Source organism: Hallella seregens ATCC 51272, from assembly GCF_000518545.1.
In the GTDB taxonomy this organism is placed as follows: Bacteria; Bacteroidota; Bacteroidia; order Bacteroidales; family Bacteroidaceae; genus Prevotella; species Prevotella seregens.
On sequence record NZ_JADU01000001.1, the window covers coordinates 308030 to 325802 of the forward strand.

Sequence of the window (17773 nt, forward strand, 5' to 3'; positions counted from 1 at the left end):
AGAACACCGATGAAAAAGACTCTCATTTCTATGGCATGGCTGCTCTTGGTAGCCATCACAGCCCAGGCCTCGGTTACGGTCGGCCATCTGCGGGTGAACGACTTGAAGCAGCCGTTGGGTATCGATACGCCGATGCCGACCTTTAGCTGGCAGATAGAGAATGCCGGCCGCGGCTTCGTGCAGCAGTCGTATGCCATCACGGTGCGCGACGCTTCGGGCAATGCCGTCTGGACTTCGGGCACCATCCGTTCTGTCCGGCAGTTTGGCATTGCCTATGCGGGTACGGCCCTGCAAAGTTGTGCGGCCTACGCTTGGAATGTCACTGTTGTTGGGAACAATGGCGAAACGGCATCGGCCGGCTCCACCTTTGAGACGGCTTTCATGCAACCCTCCGAATGGACGGCACAGTGGATAGGCCGGCATCACCAAACGCTTGACCCAATGGTGATAACGTTCGATGCGCCCGTCACCTGCCGGTATGTGCGGCTGAACGTGTCGGAACTGGGCTTCCGTGCAGCAACAGACGCCAACTATTCTTTCGCGCAACTCGACGAGATGGAAATCTACGAGGGCGAAACCAATGTGGCGGCATCGGCCGCCTTTACGGCTTCCGACTCATGGTCACTGCCCCAATATGGCTGGGACGTGGCATACGTCAACGACGGACTTGTGGGCAACGGTGCGCACATTGGCTGGACGACACACCAGAATCCATCTGTGCCGGTCGTGCTGACGGCCGACCTAGGCAGCGTCATAAACATCACCAAGATCAAGCTCTATCCGCGCCAGAACGATCATGCCGTAGGCAGAGGAAACAGCATTGCGGCCAATTTCCCTGCCGCATTCACCGTCGAGACCGCTACCGACAACCGTAGTTATACGGTGGCTTATGCCAAGGCGGGCGATGGGCGCGTACCTTATTATGGAAAGAACTTTTCTCTGGACAAAGCCGTGAAGCGCGCCCGCATTTATGCTTCGGCCATGGGTGTCTTCACCATGCAGCTGAATGGCCATGCCGTGACCGACGCTGTTCTGGAGCCGGGAGAGAGTGAATACGAGAAGACGTTGCTTTACAGCACTTACGATGTGACCCGTTTGTTGCAACAAGGTGGGAACACACTGCTGGCGCGTGTGGCGGGCGGCATCTACGACATCGATTATCTTCCGGGACGTTTCTCGAAAGGTGAAGTGAGGAATAACGGTGAGACAGGCCTGAAAGCCGAGTTGCTGGTGGAGTACACCGACGGCACCAGCGAGCGCATTGTCACCGACAACACTTGGCGCACGGCGCCGTCGCCCACGCTGGGCAGTAATTGGTGGGGAGGCGAGGACTACGACGCACAGCTGGAAACCGTCATTACACCGGCCGTCATCGACGGCTGGGCACGGGCCTCCGTCATCAGCAATCCGCAGTTCAGTAGCCCCCATTCCAAGGTGAGCGGCTTCGGAACCTTTCGTAGCCGTATGTACGAACCGCTGCGGGTGGTGGAACAATGGAAGGCCGCCACCGTAAAGACCGTGCAGAGTGGCGGCTACACGCTGCGCATGGTCGACTTCGGGCGCAATTTTGCCGGGCAGTACAGGTTCAGGCTGCGCGGGCGTGCCGGGCAGACCATCACCCTGCGCTGCGGCGAGAGTCTCAATGCCGACGGCTCCGTTTTCATGGAGAACTACTACACAGGGCCGGCCGACACCTACGAGACCTACACTTTCAAGGGCGACGGCGAGGAAGAGTGGGGGCCGGAATTCATGTACCATGGCTTCCGTTATCTCCAAATCATAGGCCTCGACGAGCAGCCCGACGCATCGGCTTTCACCGCCATGCGGATTCGTAGCGACATGGAATGCCACGGCACAGTGCAGACTTCCAACCCGCTTGTCAACGACATCCACGTCATCTGCCGCGATGCCATTGCCTCTCAACTCTACAACAGCATCACCGATTGTCCGCATCGCGAGAAGCTGGGATGGCTCGACGTGCCCAATGAAATGTACGTGTCGCTGAACATGAACTTCCAGATGCAGAACTTTTACAAGAAAGTGGTCATGGACTGCTTCGACGCACAGCGTGCCGACGGCCGCGTGCCGTCGGTGGCTCCCTACTATATGGAGGTCTATGGCGACGACCCCAACTGGGGCGGGGCGGCCATATTGGTGCCCTATCGCAACTGGCGCTACTATGGCGACAAGAGCTTGATGACGCAGAACTACGGGCAGATGAAATCGCTGTTGGACCACTACACGGCCAACACAACCAACTACATCATCAACAACTCGTTCAGCGTTCTCAGCGACTGGGGACAGGAAACGGCCGGCGTGTCGCCGCTGGTGCCCACCGAGTTTACGGAGACCACCACCTATTATTATTTAGTGAGGGTGATGGCCGAGATGGCTGCCGAATTGGGACATGCCGGCGATGCCGCCACCTACAACGCCTTGGCGGCAAACATCAAGGCGGCTTTCAATGCAAAGTTCTACACGGCTGCGACCCATCGGTACACCGGCGTCAGCGGTGGTGGCGGCCGTCAGGGTGAACAGGCCATGCCGCTTTACTACGGCTTGGTGCCCGACGGCGACGAGCAGGCGGTGGCCGACGTGCTGGCCGCCCGGGTGGAGGCCGACAACTACAAGGTAAAAACGGGCGAGATAGCCCTGAAGCCCGTCTTCATGTCGTTGGCCAAATACGGTTACAACCATGTGGTGTGGCAGATGGCCAAGCAGACCGATTGCCCGTCGTATGGCTATTGGGTTGTGCAGGGCTACACCACCACGCCCGAATACTGGGACGTGGGGGCTTTCTCGCAGAACCATTGCATGATGAACCACATCGAGGAATGGTTCTACACGCAGCTGGGCGGCATACAGAATACAGGGGATGCTTTCCGCACCTTTGACATATGCCCCTACATCCCGGCCGACCTGAACAGCATGGATGTCAGTACGCAATGCGCCTACGGCACCATCCGTTCGGCATGGCAGCGCACCGCCGACGGCTATCGTTTTCAGTTTACTGTGCCTGCCGGCACCACGGCCACCGTCGCCCTACCCACGGTTTCAGGCAAGGTGCTCAAGGAGAACGGCGCGGACATTGCGGCCGGTCAGAACGGTGTGTTCTCCGTGACCTACGGTGACACGGAGACCCAAGTGGTGTTGGGTTCGGGCAGTTATAGCTTCACGCTGGACGAGGGCTCGATAACGGGCATCCACAGACACAATTCGGAAACAGGCAAGGGCGTTCCGGCGGTTTACAATCTGAATGGTCAGCGTGTCTTGTCGCAGACCATGAGAGGCATCTGTATTATTGACGGCAACAAATACATTCGGAAATGAAAGGCCACAGGAAACAACAGCTGTGTACTCGGCATGAAGACGAATGATATTCGTCTAACTTTACACTTGCTTCTGGAATCCGCCCACGTTAAAGGATAAGTTAATTTCCCTTAATATTCGTCTTCGTCCGTTGGGTGCCTTGTCCTTTCTCAATTTTATTACGTACTTTTGCACCGTCCTAATGCTCAGGGACGGTGCAATTGCTCTGTCGAATGAGGATTACAGCTTTCCAAGCCAACGGCTGTCGTACAATAAAAGGAGCTTGGGGTTATTATAAAACATACTGGTTTCGTAGCTCAACTGGATAGAGCAACTGCCTTCTAAGCAGTAGGTTACGGGTTCGAGTCCCGTCGAAATCACCTCATCCAAGACGGCCTCAAGAACCAATCGTCTTGTGTGCCATATACCAACCCTCATGATTACCGCCATGAAACGATTGTTTGCATTCATCTTTTTGGTTTTGTTCCTACAGTCGGTATCCGCCCAAAGCGTGTGCCGCGTCACGGCCGAATGCCGCAATTGGGGCGACACGCTGTTGGTATTTGTCACGGAATGCGGTTCCGGGAGGGAAATGGCAGATACCGTACTGATGAAGCACGACCGGTTTAGCTATGACGTAAAGCTAAACTCTCCGGCTATCATGAACGTCACGACTCCTGCGTCTTTGGAGAGGAGGGGTGAGTACTGGGCCGAACGCTTTGTCATTCTCCCCGGCGAATCTCTGCATTTCAAGAGTTACAGCGAGATGGAGGGAACACGTTTCTTCCGGCAATATGCCCAGGCACGCCGCTTTGTCAGGTCGTCTGCCTATCGTGACAGCGAGGATAAATATGTGGCTATTCTGGATTATGTCAAGCAAAACAGGGACGATGAGGCATGTGTAACGTTGATTACCGACTACGTTACAAGTTTTGTCATGGATGAAAGGAAGCTGCAAGAAGCCTTCGACTTGCTCTCGCCCGAGGTGCGGAATGGGCGGATGCGCCCCTTGTTTGATTGGACATTGCATGCTGTTCAAACCAAACAATCGCGAGGCAAAAACCAGCCGACCCTTGTGGGGCAGCCGGCCAAGGACTTTAAGCTGATGGATATTCATGGTGCGGAACTCCAATTGTCGTCTTTCCGCGGTAGTTACGTCCTGTTGGATTTTTGGGGAAGTTGGTGCATGCCTTGCTTGAAAGGACTGTCGGGACTGAAAGAATTTTACGAAAGAAACAAGGGCCGGATGGCCGTCATCGGCATCAGTTGCCATGACCATGAGGAGAGGTGGCGCAAGGCGGTGCAGGAAAACCATCTGCCTTGGCACAACGTCTTTGCTCCGAAAAACTGCAAGGTCACGGAAGACTATCTGGTCAACGCCTTTCCAACACTGGTGCTCATATCGCCAGACGGGCGTATCTTGAGGTATGCTACCCCCCCCGACTCAGACATTTACGCTTTCATTCAGCATCTTTTGGACGGCAACCGGCTGAAAGAATCCACCCCATAACCTTTTATATTTGCATGATGAAGCAACTGTTTCTCGCCGTCGCCTTACTGCTGCCGGCCTTTTGCATGAGTTCAGCCCAGCCTGTTACTTGTCATATTACCGGCGAAGTAGAAGACAAAGAAGAAAAACAAGTCGTTTTATACGAACTCGGAACAGACCCGAGAGTAAACGATTTCATCACCGTGAACATTCAGAACGGCAGGTTTTCGTACGACCTGAACACAGATATACTCCGGTGCTATGAAGTCGTTTTGCTAAGCGAGTTTAAACAGGGGAGCATGCGCGTTGCGAACTTCATTGTGGAGAATGCAAATGTTCATATCGTCATTCCCCGTGCAGCTGATGGAGACGATGATGCTTTCAGGATAGAATCGGATGGAAAGGAGAACCGGATGAAGATTAAATATTCTACTTATAAAGATTCTATTTACTCCAGCTACAAGCCTAAGTTTTTAAGGAAAGCAGCCCAAAGAGATAGTTTGGATAAGGCAAGGCAGTATTTTAAACCAATCGTTTATGAGGTTTATGAGAAGTTGAAATGTGCCCAGGGAGCGCAGCGGGACAGTTTGTTGCAGCTCTTTCCCCAAGACGGTTTTTCGGAATTGGGCAGAAAGACAGAGGCGGAGTATGGCGCATTGATGGATGATTACCATGTGGAGTTGGCAAAATGGTATGAAAACCACAGATGCTTTTATGGGCTTGCCGAGATAAGCAGGGGGGTCGCTTCCAACCAATTTTCCAGGACTCAGGAAAAATATATAGAGCTTTATCTGAACCACTATGCCGACTATATGGCGGGCCATCCCTATCATCAGAAAGCCTCCTACGGCGTGGCGGCTTCAAGATTGCAGGTGGGCAAACCGTATATCGACTATGAAGTGCGGGGACCGAACGGCAACACTGTAAGATTGTCGTCCCTGTATAAGGGCAAGGTCGTCTTCATCGATCTATGGGCAAGCTGGTGTGTCCCCTGTAGGTGGCATGCCAAGGCTGTCGTTCCCATTTACGAGAAGTATAAAGACAAGGGCTTTCAGGTGATTGGCATTGCCCGAGAGAAAGAAACGGGACGGATGGAGGCTGCTGCAAAACAAGACGGTTACCCTTGGCCGAACCTTTTGGAACTTAACGACCAGCATCATGTCTGGCTCAAGAATGGGCTCAACCAGTCGGGTGGCGGCGGTTTCCTTATCGACGAAAAAGGAACCATTCTGGCCATATCTCCCGAGCCCGACGAATTGGAAAAGATACTTAACGAACAATTATAGACATCCGTAACACATGAAATCCTCTAAAATTTCACACCTGGTGGCAGGTGCTTCCATCTTCAGAATCCTGAAAATGTACAAGCGGTTTCTGCTTGTCATCCTCTTGTTTAATAGTATGGCGGTGTTGGGCAACCCATGTTCGACGAATGGCATCATTGACGATGCACTTGCCCCATCCGCTTGGAGAAACACGGAGACAGGTGATTGGGAAATCAGCTTCTATGCCGAGGGGGCTGTTTGCGACGCTCGTTTCTGGCAATACAAGCAAAGGATGCGGCAGGGCAGCCGGTGGCTTTTCCTGCTGACAGACGGCAAGGAGGAGTTGTCGGTACGGGCAGACATGCGCAAAAACGGTTTGTGCAAGATGACAATAGGTAACCGCAGCCCTGTCGTTTGCCGGCGAATCGTGACAAATCGGTTGCCCGACTATCCGACGAAAGACGCTTCGCCCATCAAGGACACGGGTTGTCTTCGTGAAGATTCGGTGACCATCGAGGGATGGCTGCGCCACATGTCTGCAAAGGAAAAATCGCAGAAGAGCGATTTCGACGTGACATTTACAGATGTGATGACCAATCAGGAAAAGAGCTTTTCCGCAAAAACAGACCCGGACGGGCACTTCTGCCTGACGCTCCCGCTGCTCAATACCACCGAAGTCTACCTTGACTGGCAACGCTGTCGCGTCATGTCGGTGTTTGAACCCGGGGAGACCTATTTCCTTTTGTGCGATTTTGAAACAGGCGAACGCTTCATCATGGGAAAGCATGCACGCTTGCAGAATGAGATTCTGATGACCGATTTCGCCCCCTCTTTCAAGAGGAAGGACGAATCCGAGGACTTTCCTCACTTTATGCAAGAGGTGGCAGACAGCCGGAAAGCGAACGAAACGGCTTTCAACAAGATGTTGGCTGCCCATCCCCGCCTGTCGGAACGTTTCAAGGAATACACCCGGGCGAAGATGAAATACGGCGAGGCCTACACGATCAGTCAGGCTAAATATTCGAGTCCGTCGTTCAGATTGCCGCCTCATATCCGCGCTTACGCCCTTCAACATTTCGTAGAAAACCCTGCGTGTCCTTTCACGCTGTATCGTGAGTTGGTATGGTTCATGAACGATTTGCTTGATGATGGTATGGAAAAGAGTTTTTCGGAAGAGCTTCGGGAGGCCGCAGAATTGTACCATACAACACTGACAGACGAGGAAAAAGAGCAAGCGCAAAAATGGGATGAGCTCATTGCAGACATGTGGCAGACTATTGAAAAGGCTAAAGGCGACGAAGAGAAAATAAAGGTGTATGAAGCGTACCAGAATGACAATCTTGAGATTTGGGACGCATATGCCAACTTGTCGCAGAAGTATGCCGTGGAAATGGAGGGAGCCCGGCTTAGGGATTACAAGCGTGCGGTGGACTCACTGGGATGTAGCCCGGACCTGAAAGACATGCTGATGGCCGGCCGTTACAGCCAGATCATCAGCCGCAATCGTCATTCTTTGGCCCCGTCCCTGCTCGAAAGGCTCCATGCCGATGTGGGGATGCCCGCGGCAAAGGCTCGTGTCATGGCCGAGCATCTCAGGTATCAGGCTCTGGAACGGCAGGATTTCAAGAACGCAACCTGCCTGAAATCTAACGAACCCTTGGCCGGAATCAAGGAGGGCAAGGAACTGTTGGCCAAGATGACGGAGCCTTATCGCGGTCATTATGTCCTGATAGATGTCTGGGGAACATGGTGCGCCCCTTGTAAGGAAGCATTGTCGCACAGTGAATCCCTATATGAAACGCTTACCCCTTACGATATGATATTTATGTATTTGGCCAGCAACAGCCCCGAGGAATCTTGGAAAAATACGATTCAGGAATACCGGCTGACTCGGGAAAACTGCGTGCACTACAACTTGCCACGCAGTCAGCAGCAGGCTATAGAGAAGTATTTTCGGCTGAATTCCTATCCCACTTACCGGCTGATAGACCCGCAAGGCAACGTCATGGATACAGATGCCGACCCACGGAACTTGCCGGAATTTGAGCGGCTGATGAGGCAATTGAGCGAATAGGCAACCCCTGACAAGCAGAAGCGTCCTCCCCGGATGGGGAGGACGCTTATTGATGAGGCGGGAGGCGATCAGGCCTTGATGGCTGCCACGCCGGGAAGCTCCTTGCCCTCGATGGCCTCGAGCAGGGCGCCGCCGCCGGTAGAGATGTACGAAACCTTGTCGGCCAGCCCGAACTTGTTGACACAAGCCACGGAGTCGCCGCCGCCGATGAGCGAGAAAGCACCCTCGGCCGTGGCCTCGGCAATGGCTTCGCCAATGGCGCGCGAGCCGGCGGTGAAGTTGTCGAACTCGAACACGCCGGCCGGGCCGTTCCACAAAATGGTCTTGGCACCCTTGATGGCCTCGACGAAAGCCTTCTGCGTGTCGGGGCCGGCATCCATGCCTTCCCAGCCGGCGGGGATGGCGTCTGAGGGATATACCCGGCGGTTGGCGTCGTTGGAGAAAGCGTCACCACATACGGAGTCGGTGCCGAGCACGAGTTCCACGCCGTTCTTCTTGGCCAGTTGCTCCACGCTGAGAGCTACGTCCAGCTTGTCGAGTTCCACGATGGAGTCGCCAATCTCGCCGCCGTGAGCCTTCGAGAAGGTGTAGGTCATGCCGCCACAGAGGATGAGCTTGTCGACCTTGCCCAGCAGGTTCTCGATGATGCCAATCTTCGACGATACCTTGGAACCGCCCATGATGGCCACGAAAGGCCGCTTGATGTTGTTGAGCACGCTGTCCACGGCCTTCACTTCTTTCTCCATGAGGTAGCCCAGCATGCGGTGGTCGGCATCGAAGAACTCGTCGATGACGGCCGTCGAGGCGTGTTTGCGGTGGGCGGTGCCAAAGGCATCCATCACGTAAACGTCGGCATAGGAGGCGAGTTTCTTGGCAAACTCTTTCTGCGACACCTTGAGGGCCTTCTTGGCCTCGTCGTATTCGGGTGTGCCTTTCTCCACGCCCACGGGCTTGCCCTCCTCCTCGGGATAGAAGCGGAGGTTCTCCAGCAGCAGGGCTTCGCCCGGCTTCAGGGCCTCGGCCTCGGTGGAAGCGTTGGCGCAGTCCTTGGCAAACTTCACGTCAACGCCCAGCAACTCGGACACCTTGCCCACGATCTGGCCCAGGCTGAGCTTGGGGTTCACCTTGCCTTTGGGCTTGCCCATGTGGCTCATCATGATGACGGCACCGCCGTCGGCCAGCACTTTCTTCAGTGTGGGCAGGGCGCCGCGGATGCGGGTGTCGTCGGTGACGTTGCCATTCTCGTCCAATGGCACATTGAAATCTACGCGAACGATTGCCTTCTTACCGGCAAAGTTAAATTCTTCGATTGTCATTTTAGCTTGTATTTATAGTTAGTGAAAGTCTGTACTATCACTTGCAAAGATACTGTTTTTCTGGGACAACGGGGACTGCGGCCCTTGGTTTTTTGCTTTTTTTTCGTCACGGGGGCGGTGATTGTCAGCTGTATATGACAAAAAGCGGCGGGCGGAGGCGTGCCACCGCCCTGTACGATTCTGCCCCCGAGGCCTTGTGGCCCGGGGGCAGACGGGGTTTTGCGGTGCGGCATATGCCTCGCGCCGCGGCCATGGCGGTTTGGCGGCCCCGCGATTGAGCCGTAACGGCGTTGCGATTCCACCGTTTTGGCCGCGCGTCTGCGGGTTTTTCGCGCTGAGATTGCAGGTTTTTCGCACGGCGATTTTGGTGCGACGGCGACGCCACCATGGTGCCGTCGCGTCAGTCTTCGTAGGGCGTGGTGTCGGCAATGCCGGCCTCGGCCAGTGCCTCGCGCCGTTCGCGGCAGGTGCCGCACTTGCCGCAGTGCCGTTCGCCGCCCTTGTAGCAGCTCCACGTCTCGGCGTAGTCGAGGCCCAAGGCCTTGCCACGGCGGGCTATGCCGGCCTTGGTCAGACCGGTGTAGGGAGCCCACACCTCAATGCCCGGCCAGGTGCCCGCACGTGTGGCGGCCGACATGGCCTCGACAAACTCCGGCCGGCAGTCGGGATAGACGGTGTGGTCGCCGGTGTGGTTGGCCATCATGACGCGCTTCAGCCCGCGGCTCTCGGCCATGCCCGCGGCGATACTCAGCATGATGCCGTTGCGGAAAGGCACCACCGTGGACAGCATGTTCTGCTCGTCGTAGTCGCCCTCGGGAATGGCGGCTGCGCCCTCAAGCAGACTCGACTTGAAGTAGCGGGACATGAAGTCCAGGGGAATGGTGACGTGGGGAATGCCGAGCCGCCGGCAGTGCATCCGGGCCAAGGGCAGCTCCTGGGTGTTGTGGTTGCTGCCATAGTCGAACGATAGGCCCAGGGCAATGCGGTTGCGGAACTCGTAGAGCATGGTGATGGAGTCCATGCCACCGCTGACAATGATGATGGAATCTTTCATTTGGAAGAGAATATGAGGAATGGGCGGCCCCCGCCGCCGTGCCAGAGCTATCCGAAGAGGGCGCGGAGGGCCTCCTCGACCTTGCGCACGGGGTGGAGCTCTATGGAGAATCTGTGGGCGTTGAGGCTCTTGAGGTGGTAGGCGGGCAGGATGATGTGGCCGAAACCGAGCTTCTCGGCCTCGGCGATGCGCTGCTCCACGCGGCTCACGGGCCGCACCTCGCCGCTCAGTCCCACCTCTCCGCACATGCACCAGCCGGGCTCAATGGGGGTATCTACGTTGCTCGAGAGCACGGCGGCAATGACGCTCAGGTCCATGGCCATGTCGGTGACGCGCAGCCCGCCGGCGATGTTGAGGAACACGTCTTTCTGCATGAGCTTGAAGCCCACCCGTTTTTCGAGCACGGCCAGCAGCATGTTGAGCCGCCGTTGGTCGAAGCCCGTGGCCGAGCGTTGCGGCGTGCCGTAGGCCGCAGAGGACACCAAGGCCTGGGTCTCGACCAGGAAAGGGCGCACGCCCTCGATGGCCGAACTGATGGCTACGCCCGAGAGACCCTCGTGGTCTTCGGTGAGCAGCAGCTCCGAGGGGTTGCTCACCTGGCGCAGTCCGTCCTGCCGCATTTCGTAGATGCCCAGCTCGGAGGTGCTGCCAAAGCGGTTCTTGATGCTGCGCAGAATGCGGTACATGTAGTGCTGGTCGCCCTCAAACTGCACCACTGTGTCCACAATGTGCTCCAGTATCTTGGGCCCGGCCAGCGTGCCCTCCTTGTTGATGTGGCCGATGAGCACCACGGGCACACCGCTGGTCTTGGCAAAACGCAGCAGGGCGGCCGCACACTCGCGCACCTGCGTGACGCTGCCCGGCGAGGAGTCTACGGTCTCGGTAGCCATGGTCTGGATGGAGTCGATGACCACCAGCTCGGGCCTCACCTCCTCGACGTGGCTGAAAACGTGCTCGAGCGAGGTTTCGCAGAGGATGAAAATAGAGTCGGGATGGGCGGGGTTCAGGCGTTCGGCGCGCATCTTGATTTGGTGGGCGCTCTCCTCTCCGCTCACGTAGAGGATGTGGCGTTCGGGCATGGCGAGGATGGTTTGCAGCGTGAGGGTGGACTTGCCGATGCCCGGTTCGCCGCCCAGCAACACGATGCTGCCCGGCACGATGCCGCCGCCGAGCACGCGGTTGAGCTCTGCATCGTGGGTGTCGATACGGGGTTCGTCCCTGGATGAAATCTCCTGCAGCCGCACGGGACGGCTTGCAGAACCCGCGTGGGCGTGGGCGGCCGTGTCGCCGCGGCGCAGCGTCATGGCCGCGTTGCGGGCCGCATGGGTGCCGCTGCCAGCCGCCACCTTGATTTCCTTAAACGTAGACCACTCGCCGCACGAGGGGCATTTGCCCAGCCATTTGGCCGACTCGTAGCCGCAATGGCTGCATACATACATTGTCTTGTCCTTTGCCATCATGAATGTGCACCCCGTCAGGCGGATGCCGTTTGCCGGATGTTAATCGCTGCAAAAGTACCATTTTTTTCTGTAGTTGCAAAAATAATGCTTAACTTTGCAACGCAATGAATAAGCTCTATTCCCTCATCGTTGCCGCCGTCATGGCGGCTGTCGCGGGCTCCTGCGGCCCCTCGGCGCAGGAACGGCAGCGGCTCAGTCGGGCCGAACGCCGGGCCTTGGCCCGCCAGGACTCGGCCGCGCTGAAGATTGCCACCACACCCACGATGGACTGTCTGCCGCTGTTTGTCGGTGTGGACGACAGCCTGTTCCGGGCTGCCGGCGTGGACGTGCGTCTGCGTGCGCGCAGTTCGCAGATGGACGGCGACACCCTCATCGCCGGCGGACACGTGGAGGGCGTGGCGACCGACCTGGTGCGCACTGAGCGGCTGCGTCGCAAGGGCACGCCGCTGCGCTATGTGGCCGCCACCAACGCCCAGTGGCAGCTCGTGGCCAACCGCCTGGCCCGCGTGCAGGAACTGAAGCAACTCTCCGACAAGATGATAGCCATGACCCGCCATTCGGCCACCGACTGGCTGGCCGACATGGCCGTAGACAGCGCGAAGCCCAAGCACGACGTGTACCGCATACAGGTGAACGACGTGCATGTGCGGTTGCGCATGCTGCTCAACAACGAGATGGACGCCATGCTGCTTCCCGAGCCCCAGGCCACCGTGGCCCGTCTGCACCGCAACCCGGTTCTGATGGACAGCCGCGATAAGGGCCTTCGGCTGGGTGTTATCGCCTTCAGCGAGCGTGCCCTCAAGGACAAGCGGCGCCGGCGGCAGCTGCAACTCTTCGTGAAAGCGTACAACCAAGCGTGCGACTCCATCAACCGCAACGGCATGGCCCGCTACGCCGCCGTCATCCGCAAGTACATGGATGTGGATGGCAAGACCATAGCCGCCCTGCCCCGGTTGCACTATGCCCATGCCGCCGCGCCGCGCCCCGGGGACGTGGAGCGGGCCCGCCGACGCAACGGCACGGGCTCATGACCAACGCTCATACCCACCTATTGATATGGAACATCATCAGCAACACGGCGACTGGAACGCCCAGCAGGAGACGCTGCGACAGCTGCGTCGCCGCATGGCCGACGGCGGCACCCTGGGCGAGGCCCTGCGTGCCGCCCGCCGGTTTGTCGAAGACCATCATTACGATGCGCAGCGCACGCGCCTGGAAGAGATAGAGGCCGACTACCGGCTGATGTGCGACTTCCTGCTACGGGGCTATCCCGACGCCAAGCGCGAGGAGCTCTACGGGCAGCTGTTCCGGCGGCTTTACCGGCTGGTGCGCGACATTGAGCTTGACGGCCTGACGGCCCACGATGCCCGTCTCGCCGTTCATGTGCAGCACCGCGACGGCCTGACGTTCGAGACCGAGGCCATCCGCCGGCAGCTTGAGGCCTTTGTCTCGGACGTGGCCGTGAGCTCGCTGGAGCCCGACGAGGCCCGGCAGTCGCGGCTCCGCGCCGTCTACGACGCCCACCATGCCTATACGCAGCGGCTGTTCGACGCCATGGTCTTCTCTCATCAGTGGAGCCGTGATTTCGGTCGCGACATGGCCGAGCTGCTCGTCTCGCCCACGGTCGACGCGGCCGATGCCCAGCTGCTGGTCACGGCCCTCATGCTTGGGGCCATGAATCAGGGCGACCCCGAACGGCTGCTGGCCTTGACCGAGGTCTACGCCATGGCCCAGGACGAGCACGTGCGCCAGCGGGCCTTGGTGGGATGGGCCTTTGCCCTGGACGACGAGGTGCTGGCCTTGTTCCCCCGGGTGGCGGCCCGCGTGCGCTATCTGCTCGATGCGCAGAACGTGCGCCAAGAGCTGTTGGAGCTGCAGATGCAGGTGGTCTACTGCCGAAATGCCGAGCGCGACCACGCCCGCTTGCAGCAGGACGTCATGCCCACGTTGATGAAGAACCGGAATCTGGAGATTACCCGCTTCGGCATCAAGGAGAAAGACGAGGACGCGCTCGAGGACATCCTGCATCCAGATGCGGCCGACAAGAAGATGGAGGAGATGGAGCGCAGCATCCGGAAGATGATGGACATGCGCCGGCAGGGGGCCGACATCTACTTCGGCGGCTTCTCGCAGATGAAGCGTTTCTCCTTTTTCTATACGCTGAGCAACTGGTTTGTGCCCTTCTCGCCCGACCATCCGCAGCTGCGCCACCTGCCCACCGAACTGCTGGGCTCGGCTTTCATGGCCCATCTGTTCCAGTCGGGCCCGTTCTGCGACTCCGACAAATACAGCTTTGCCTTGGGACTTTCCACCGTGTTTGCCAATCTTCCGGCCAACATCCGCGAGATGTTGCTGCGCGGCGAGGCCACGATGGAGATTGCGGGCGACGGCGAGACCGACCTGCAGTCGCCGGCCTACGTGCGGCGCATGTACCTGCAAGACCTCTATCGTTTCTTCCGCCTGTCGGACTTTCGGACGAGCTTTGCCGACCCCTTTGCCGACTCACGCTTCCTGCTGATGCAGCGCGGCGTGTGCCTCGGCCGCATGGGCGAGGAGGCGCGGCGCGTGCAGCGGTTCCTGCTCAAGCAGCAGATGTACGGGGCGCTGTCCGCGCTTTTCTACGCTTACAAGCAGACCGACCGCCCCGACGACATGCGCATGGAGGCCCTGCTCTGCATGCACGAGGGGCAGTATTTCCAGGCACAGGCCCTCTACGCCCGTCTGTGCGAGCTGCAGCCCGACGACGAGCAGGCCGTGCGGGGCTATGCCCGCGCCAGCTTCAGGGTGGAGGACTATCACGAGGCGGCCGAGCGTTATGGATGGCTTTGCGAACGCCATCCCGACCAGCCCCAGCTGGCGCTCAGCCAAGCCATCGCGCTCATCAACGACGGACGGGCAGAAGAGGGGCAAAAGATGCTCTTCCGCCTGGCCTACGAGCAGCCCGACAACCTGAACGTGGAGCGTGCACTGGCCTGGGGCCACCTGTGGCTGGGGCATGCCGACCAGGCCGCCCGACACTATCGGCACATTGTGGAGAGCAAGGAGTGCACGCCGGCCGACTGCCTGAATGCGGGCTACGCCCAGTGGTTCATGGGACATGGCGGCGAGGCCGTGGAGCTGATGAAGCGCTGGACGGCCATGAGCCGTGACAAGGGACAACCTGTGCCCGATGTGCTCGCCCAGTTTCAGAAAGACGCCGCCCTGCTCGACGTGTACGGCATTCCGGCCGTAGACCGCCGCCTGATTGCCGGGCTGGTGGAGTAAATACCTGCGCTTTCGCCTCACTTCGTTTCTAAAAAGCAGCAAGCCCTGCCCTTGGACGGTTCCAAAGGCAGGGCTTGCGCTGTGTGGATGGGACAGCGGCGGGGCTATCCGTTCATCGACATGAGGAACTCTGCATTGTCGTGCGTGGTCTGCATGCGGTCGTGAATGGAGTTCATGGCCTCGATGGGATTCATGTCGGAAATGTACTTGCGCAGAATCCACATGCGGTCGAGCGTGGTCTTGTCCTGCAGCAGGTCGTCGCGCCGCGTGCTCGACGCCACGAGGTTGACCGACGGGAAGATGCGCTTGTTCGAGAGCGAGCGGTCGAGTTGCAGCTCCATGTTGCCGGTTCCCTTGAACTCTTCAAAGATCACCTCGTCCATCTTCGAGCCCGTGTCGATGAGGGCCGTGGCGATGATGGTGAGCGAACCGCCGCCCTCGATGTTGCGGGCAGCGCCGAAGAACCGCTTGGGCTTCTGCAGGGCGTTGGCGTCCACACCGCCGGTGAGCACCTTGCCGCTGGCCGGCGACACCGTGTTGTAGGCGCGGGCCAGACGGGTGATGGAGTCGAGGAATATCACGACGTCGTGCCCGCACTCCACCATGCGCTTGGCTTTCTCGAGCACGATGCCGGCAATCTTCACGTGGCGTTCGGCCGGCTCGTCGAAGGTTGAGGCAATGACCTCGGCATTGACGGTGCGTGCCATGTCGGTCACCTCCTCCGGCCGCTCGTCGATGAGCAGCATCATGAGGTAAGCCTCCGGGTGGTTGGCGGCGATGGCGTTGGCAATGTTCTTCATCAAGATAGTCTTACCGGTCTTGGGTTGGGCCACGATGAGGGCGCGCTGCCCCTTGCCGATGGGGGAGAACAGGTCCACGATGCGCGTGGAGAGGTTGGTGGTGGCGGGGTCGCCGCAGAGCGAGAACTTCTCTTCGGGGAAGAGAGGAGTGAGGTGCTCGAAAGGCATGCGGTCGCGAATCTCGGACGGCAGCCGGCCGTTGATTTTGTCGATGCTCGTCAGCGGGAAGTATTTCTCGCCTTCGCGGGGCGGCCGCACGTGGCACTGCACCACGTCGCCGGTCTTCAGACCGTAGTGCTTGATTTGGTTGCCAACCACGTAGATGTCGTCGGGCGAGGAGAGATAGTTGTAGTCGCTGGAGCGCAGGAATCCGTAGCCGTCGGGCATAATCTCGAGCACGCCGTTGGCTGCAATCAGTTCGGAGAAGTCGTAAGGTGACTGTGCGCCATTGCCCGAGGGCAGCTCCATGGGCTGCTGATAAGCCGGAACGGCGGGCTGCGGGTAGGGAGTCGTGGGGTTGTCGAACATGTCGTAGTTGGGTACGGCCCCTTGATCTTCGATGGGCAGGTCGACGACGGGGATAAAGTCGGTGCCGTCGGCGGGATCGCCGCCCCAGATGCCGTCGGGTGCGGGCTCGGCATTGTCGCCGTTAGACTCGTTGTGCATCTTGACCTTGGCTTGCAGCTGGGCTATCAGGTCGCTACTGTCGCCCTCGCTGTCTTCGTTCTTCCTGGTGGCAAAGGTGGCTTCGGGGATAAAGTCGGCGTCGAGCTGCCCGTTTGTATTGTCGTTGGTGTCTTCGTCCTCAGGCTCCCCGCCGTTGTCCTTGTCCGTGTAGGCGGTGCCGCGTGCAGCCTCAATCTCGGCAATGAGTTCGCGCTCACGCTTGGTCTTGGGTCCGCGGTGCTTGGGCAGTGCGGCCAGTTCGGCCTCCAGAGCCTTGATGTGGTCGTTGTCCGTCTCCTCGGCGGCGGCGGGCTGCTCGGCCGGTTTTTCGGCAACTTGGGGCAGGTCTTTGAAGAGCTGCTGCGGGGCGTTGGCTGCCTTGCTTTTCTTGGTATCGAAGTTCTCTCCCTCTTTGCCTTTCACGGAATAGACGCGGTCGGTCTCCTGTCTTGCAATGCGCGTGCGCTTGCGCTTGGAAGAGCCAAGTGGGTTTTTGTTGCCTTCCTCGTCGGCTTGCTTGTCCAGAATAGCATAAATGAGCTGTTCCTGGTCGCCGTGGTCCTGCGGATTGAGGTCAAGCTGATGCGCAATATCTTCGAGCTCGGAGATACTTTTAGCTAATAATTCGTCTTTGCTATACATATATTGTATAAAAAATGGTGTTGAAATGAAGAATGTTTCCGGGATGGAAACACCCGCTGTGTTGAATTGGTTGCAAAGGTACTGAAAAACGATGAGAATGGGCAGACAACGCTGGAATAATTGATAACGATTAACATATATTAAAGACGAGCGGCTCCTTGGGTGGCGGGCAGTTTGGCAAAGGACAGGAGCATGTGCGGTTTTGCCGTGTGGGGACGGTTCGGAGGCCGGACCCTACGCCTATGCCATGCAAGAAATGGCCGGGAGCCTTTCGGGAACTCCCGAAAGCATCACGGGCAAGGCCGCGAGCCCAGCTTGCGGTGCTTTTCAAGGCCCCGGACACCACGGGGACTTTGCGCTTTCCACGGGAAAGAACGCCCGGCGGCGTGCGGAAACAGCAAGGGCCGCTCCCCTGATGACGGGAAGCGGCCCTA

At 58.3% G+C, this 17773-nt stretch carries 10 protein-coding genes and 1 tRNA gene; 7 read left to right on the top strand and 4 right to left on the bottom strand.

From position 1 onward, the window contains the following. Positions 1–9 precede the first annotated feature (9 nt). The 5 genes from L888_RS0101395 to L888_RS0101415 all read left to right on the top strand — a co-directional run bounded on the left by L888_RS0101395 (position 10) and on the right by L888_RS0101415 (position 8137). Positions 10–3330 (top strand): family 78 glycoside hydrolase catalytic domain, encoded by a 3321-nt coding sequence (locus tag L888_RS0101395; RefSeq protein WP_027951578.1) that lies wholly within the window; start codon positions 10–12, stop codon positions 3328–3330. A 285-nt stretch (positions 3331–3615) separates the two neighbouring features. After that, positions 3616–3689: transfer RNA gene (locus L888_RS0101400), tRNA-Arg, on the top strand. Between the two features lie 68 nt (positions 3690–3757). Next, entirely contained in the window at positions 3758–4819 is a 1062-nt protein-coding gene (locus tag L888_RS0101405; protein ID WP_044248383.1) for a TlpA family protein disulfide reductase, read from the top strand. Between the two features lie 14 nt (positions 4820–4833). Then, a complete protein-coding gene (locus tag L888_RS0101410) occupies positions 4834–6084 on the top strand; it encodes a TlpA disulfide reductase family protein (RefSeq protein ID WP_027951580.1) in 1251 nt (416 codons plus the stop codon). A 13-nt stretch (positions 6085–6097) separates the two neighbouring features. After that, a complete protein-coding gene (locus L888_RS0101415; protein ID WP_027951581.1) occupies positions 6098–8137 on the top strand; it encodes a TlpA family protein disulfide reductase in 2040 nt (679 codons plus the stop codon). Positions 8138–8205: 68 nt separating this feature from the next. On the opposite strand, the gene L888_RS0101420 is transcribed toward L888_RS0101415, so the two are convergent. The 3 genes from L888_RS0101420 to radA all read right to left on the bottom strand — a co-directional run bounded on the left by L888_RS0101420 (position 8206) and on the right by radA (position 11964). Beyond that, positions 8206–9453 carry a phosphoglycerate kinase gene (locus L888_RS0101420; protein WP_005843826.1) on the bottom strand — a complete coding sequence of 416 codons (1248 nt, stop codon included), beginning with the start codon at positions 9451–9453 and terminating at the stop codon, positions 8206–8208. Between the two features lie 400 nt (positions 9454–9853). Beyond that, positions 9854–10507, bottom strand: a complete 654-nt coding sequence (gene queC, locus L888_RS0101425; protein WP_027951582.1) for a 7-cyano-7-deazaguanine synthase QueC — start codon at positions 10505–10507, stop codon at positions 9854–9856. Positions 10508–10554: 47 nt separating this feature from the next. After that, positions 10555–11964, bottom strand: coding sequence for a DNA repair protein RadA (gene radA, locus L888_RS0101430; RefSeq protein WP_027951583.1), 1410 nt, complete (start codon positions 11962–11964; stop codon positions 10555–10557). A 107-nt stretch (positions 11965–12071) separates the two neighbouring features. Between radA and L888_RS0101435 the strand changes: the two genes are divergently transcribed. Together L888_RS0101435 and L888_RS0101440 are read left to right on the top strand one after the other, a co-directional pair. Continuing rightward, positions 12072–12998, top strand: a complete 927-nt coding sequence (locus tag L888_RS0101435; protein ID WP_027951584.1) for an ABC transporter substrate-binding protein — start codon at positions 12072–12074, stop codon at positions 12996–12998. Positions 12999–13023: 25 nt separating this feature from the next. Next, the gene (locus L888_RS0101440; RefSeq protein ID WP_027951585.1) at positions 13024–15231 is read left to right on the top strand and encodes a tetratricopeptide repeat protein; all 2208 of its coding nucleotides are present in this window, start codon (positions 13024–13026) and stop codon (positions 15229–15231) included. A 104-nt stretch (positions 15232–15335) separates the two neighbouring features. On the opposite strand, the gene rho is transcribed toward L888_RS0101440, so the two are convergent. Continuing rightward, positions 15336–17339, bottom strand: a complete 2004-nt coding sequence (gene rho, locus L888_RS0101445) for a transcription termination factor Rho (RefSeq protein ID WP_027951586.1) — start codon at positions 17337–17339, stop codon at positions 15336–15338. Positions 17340–17773: the final 434 nt, after the last annotated feature.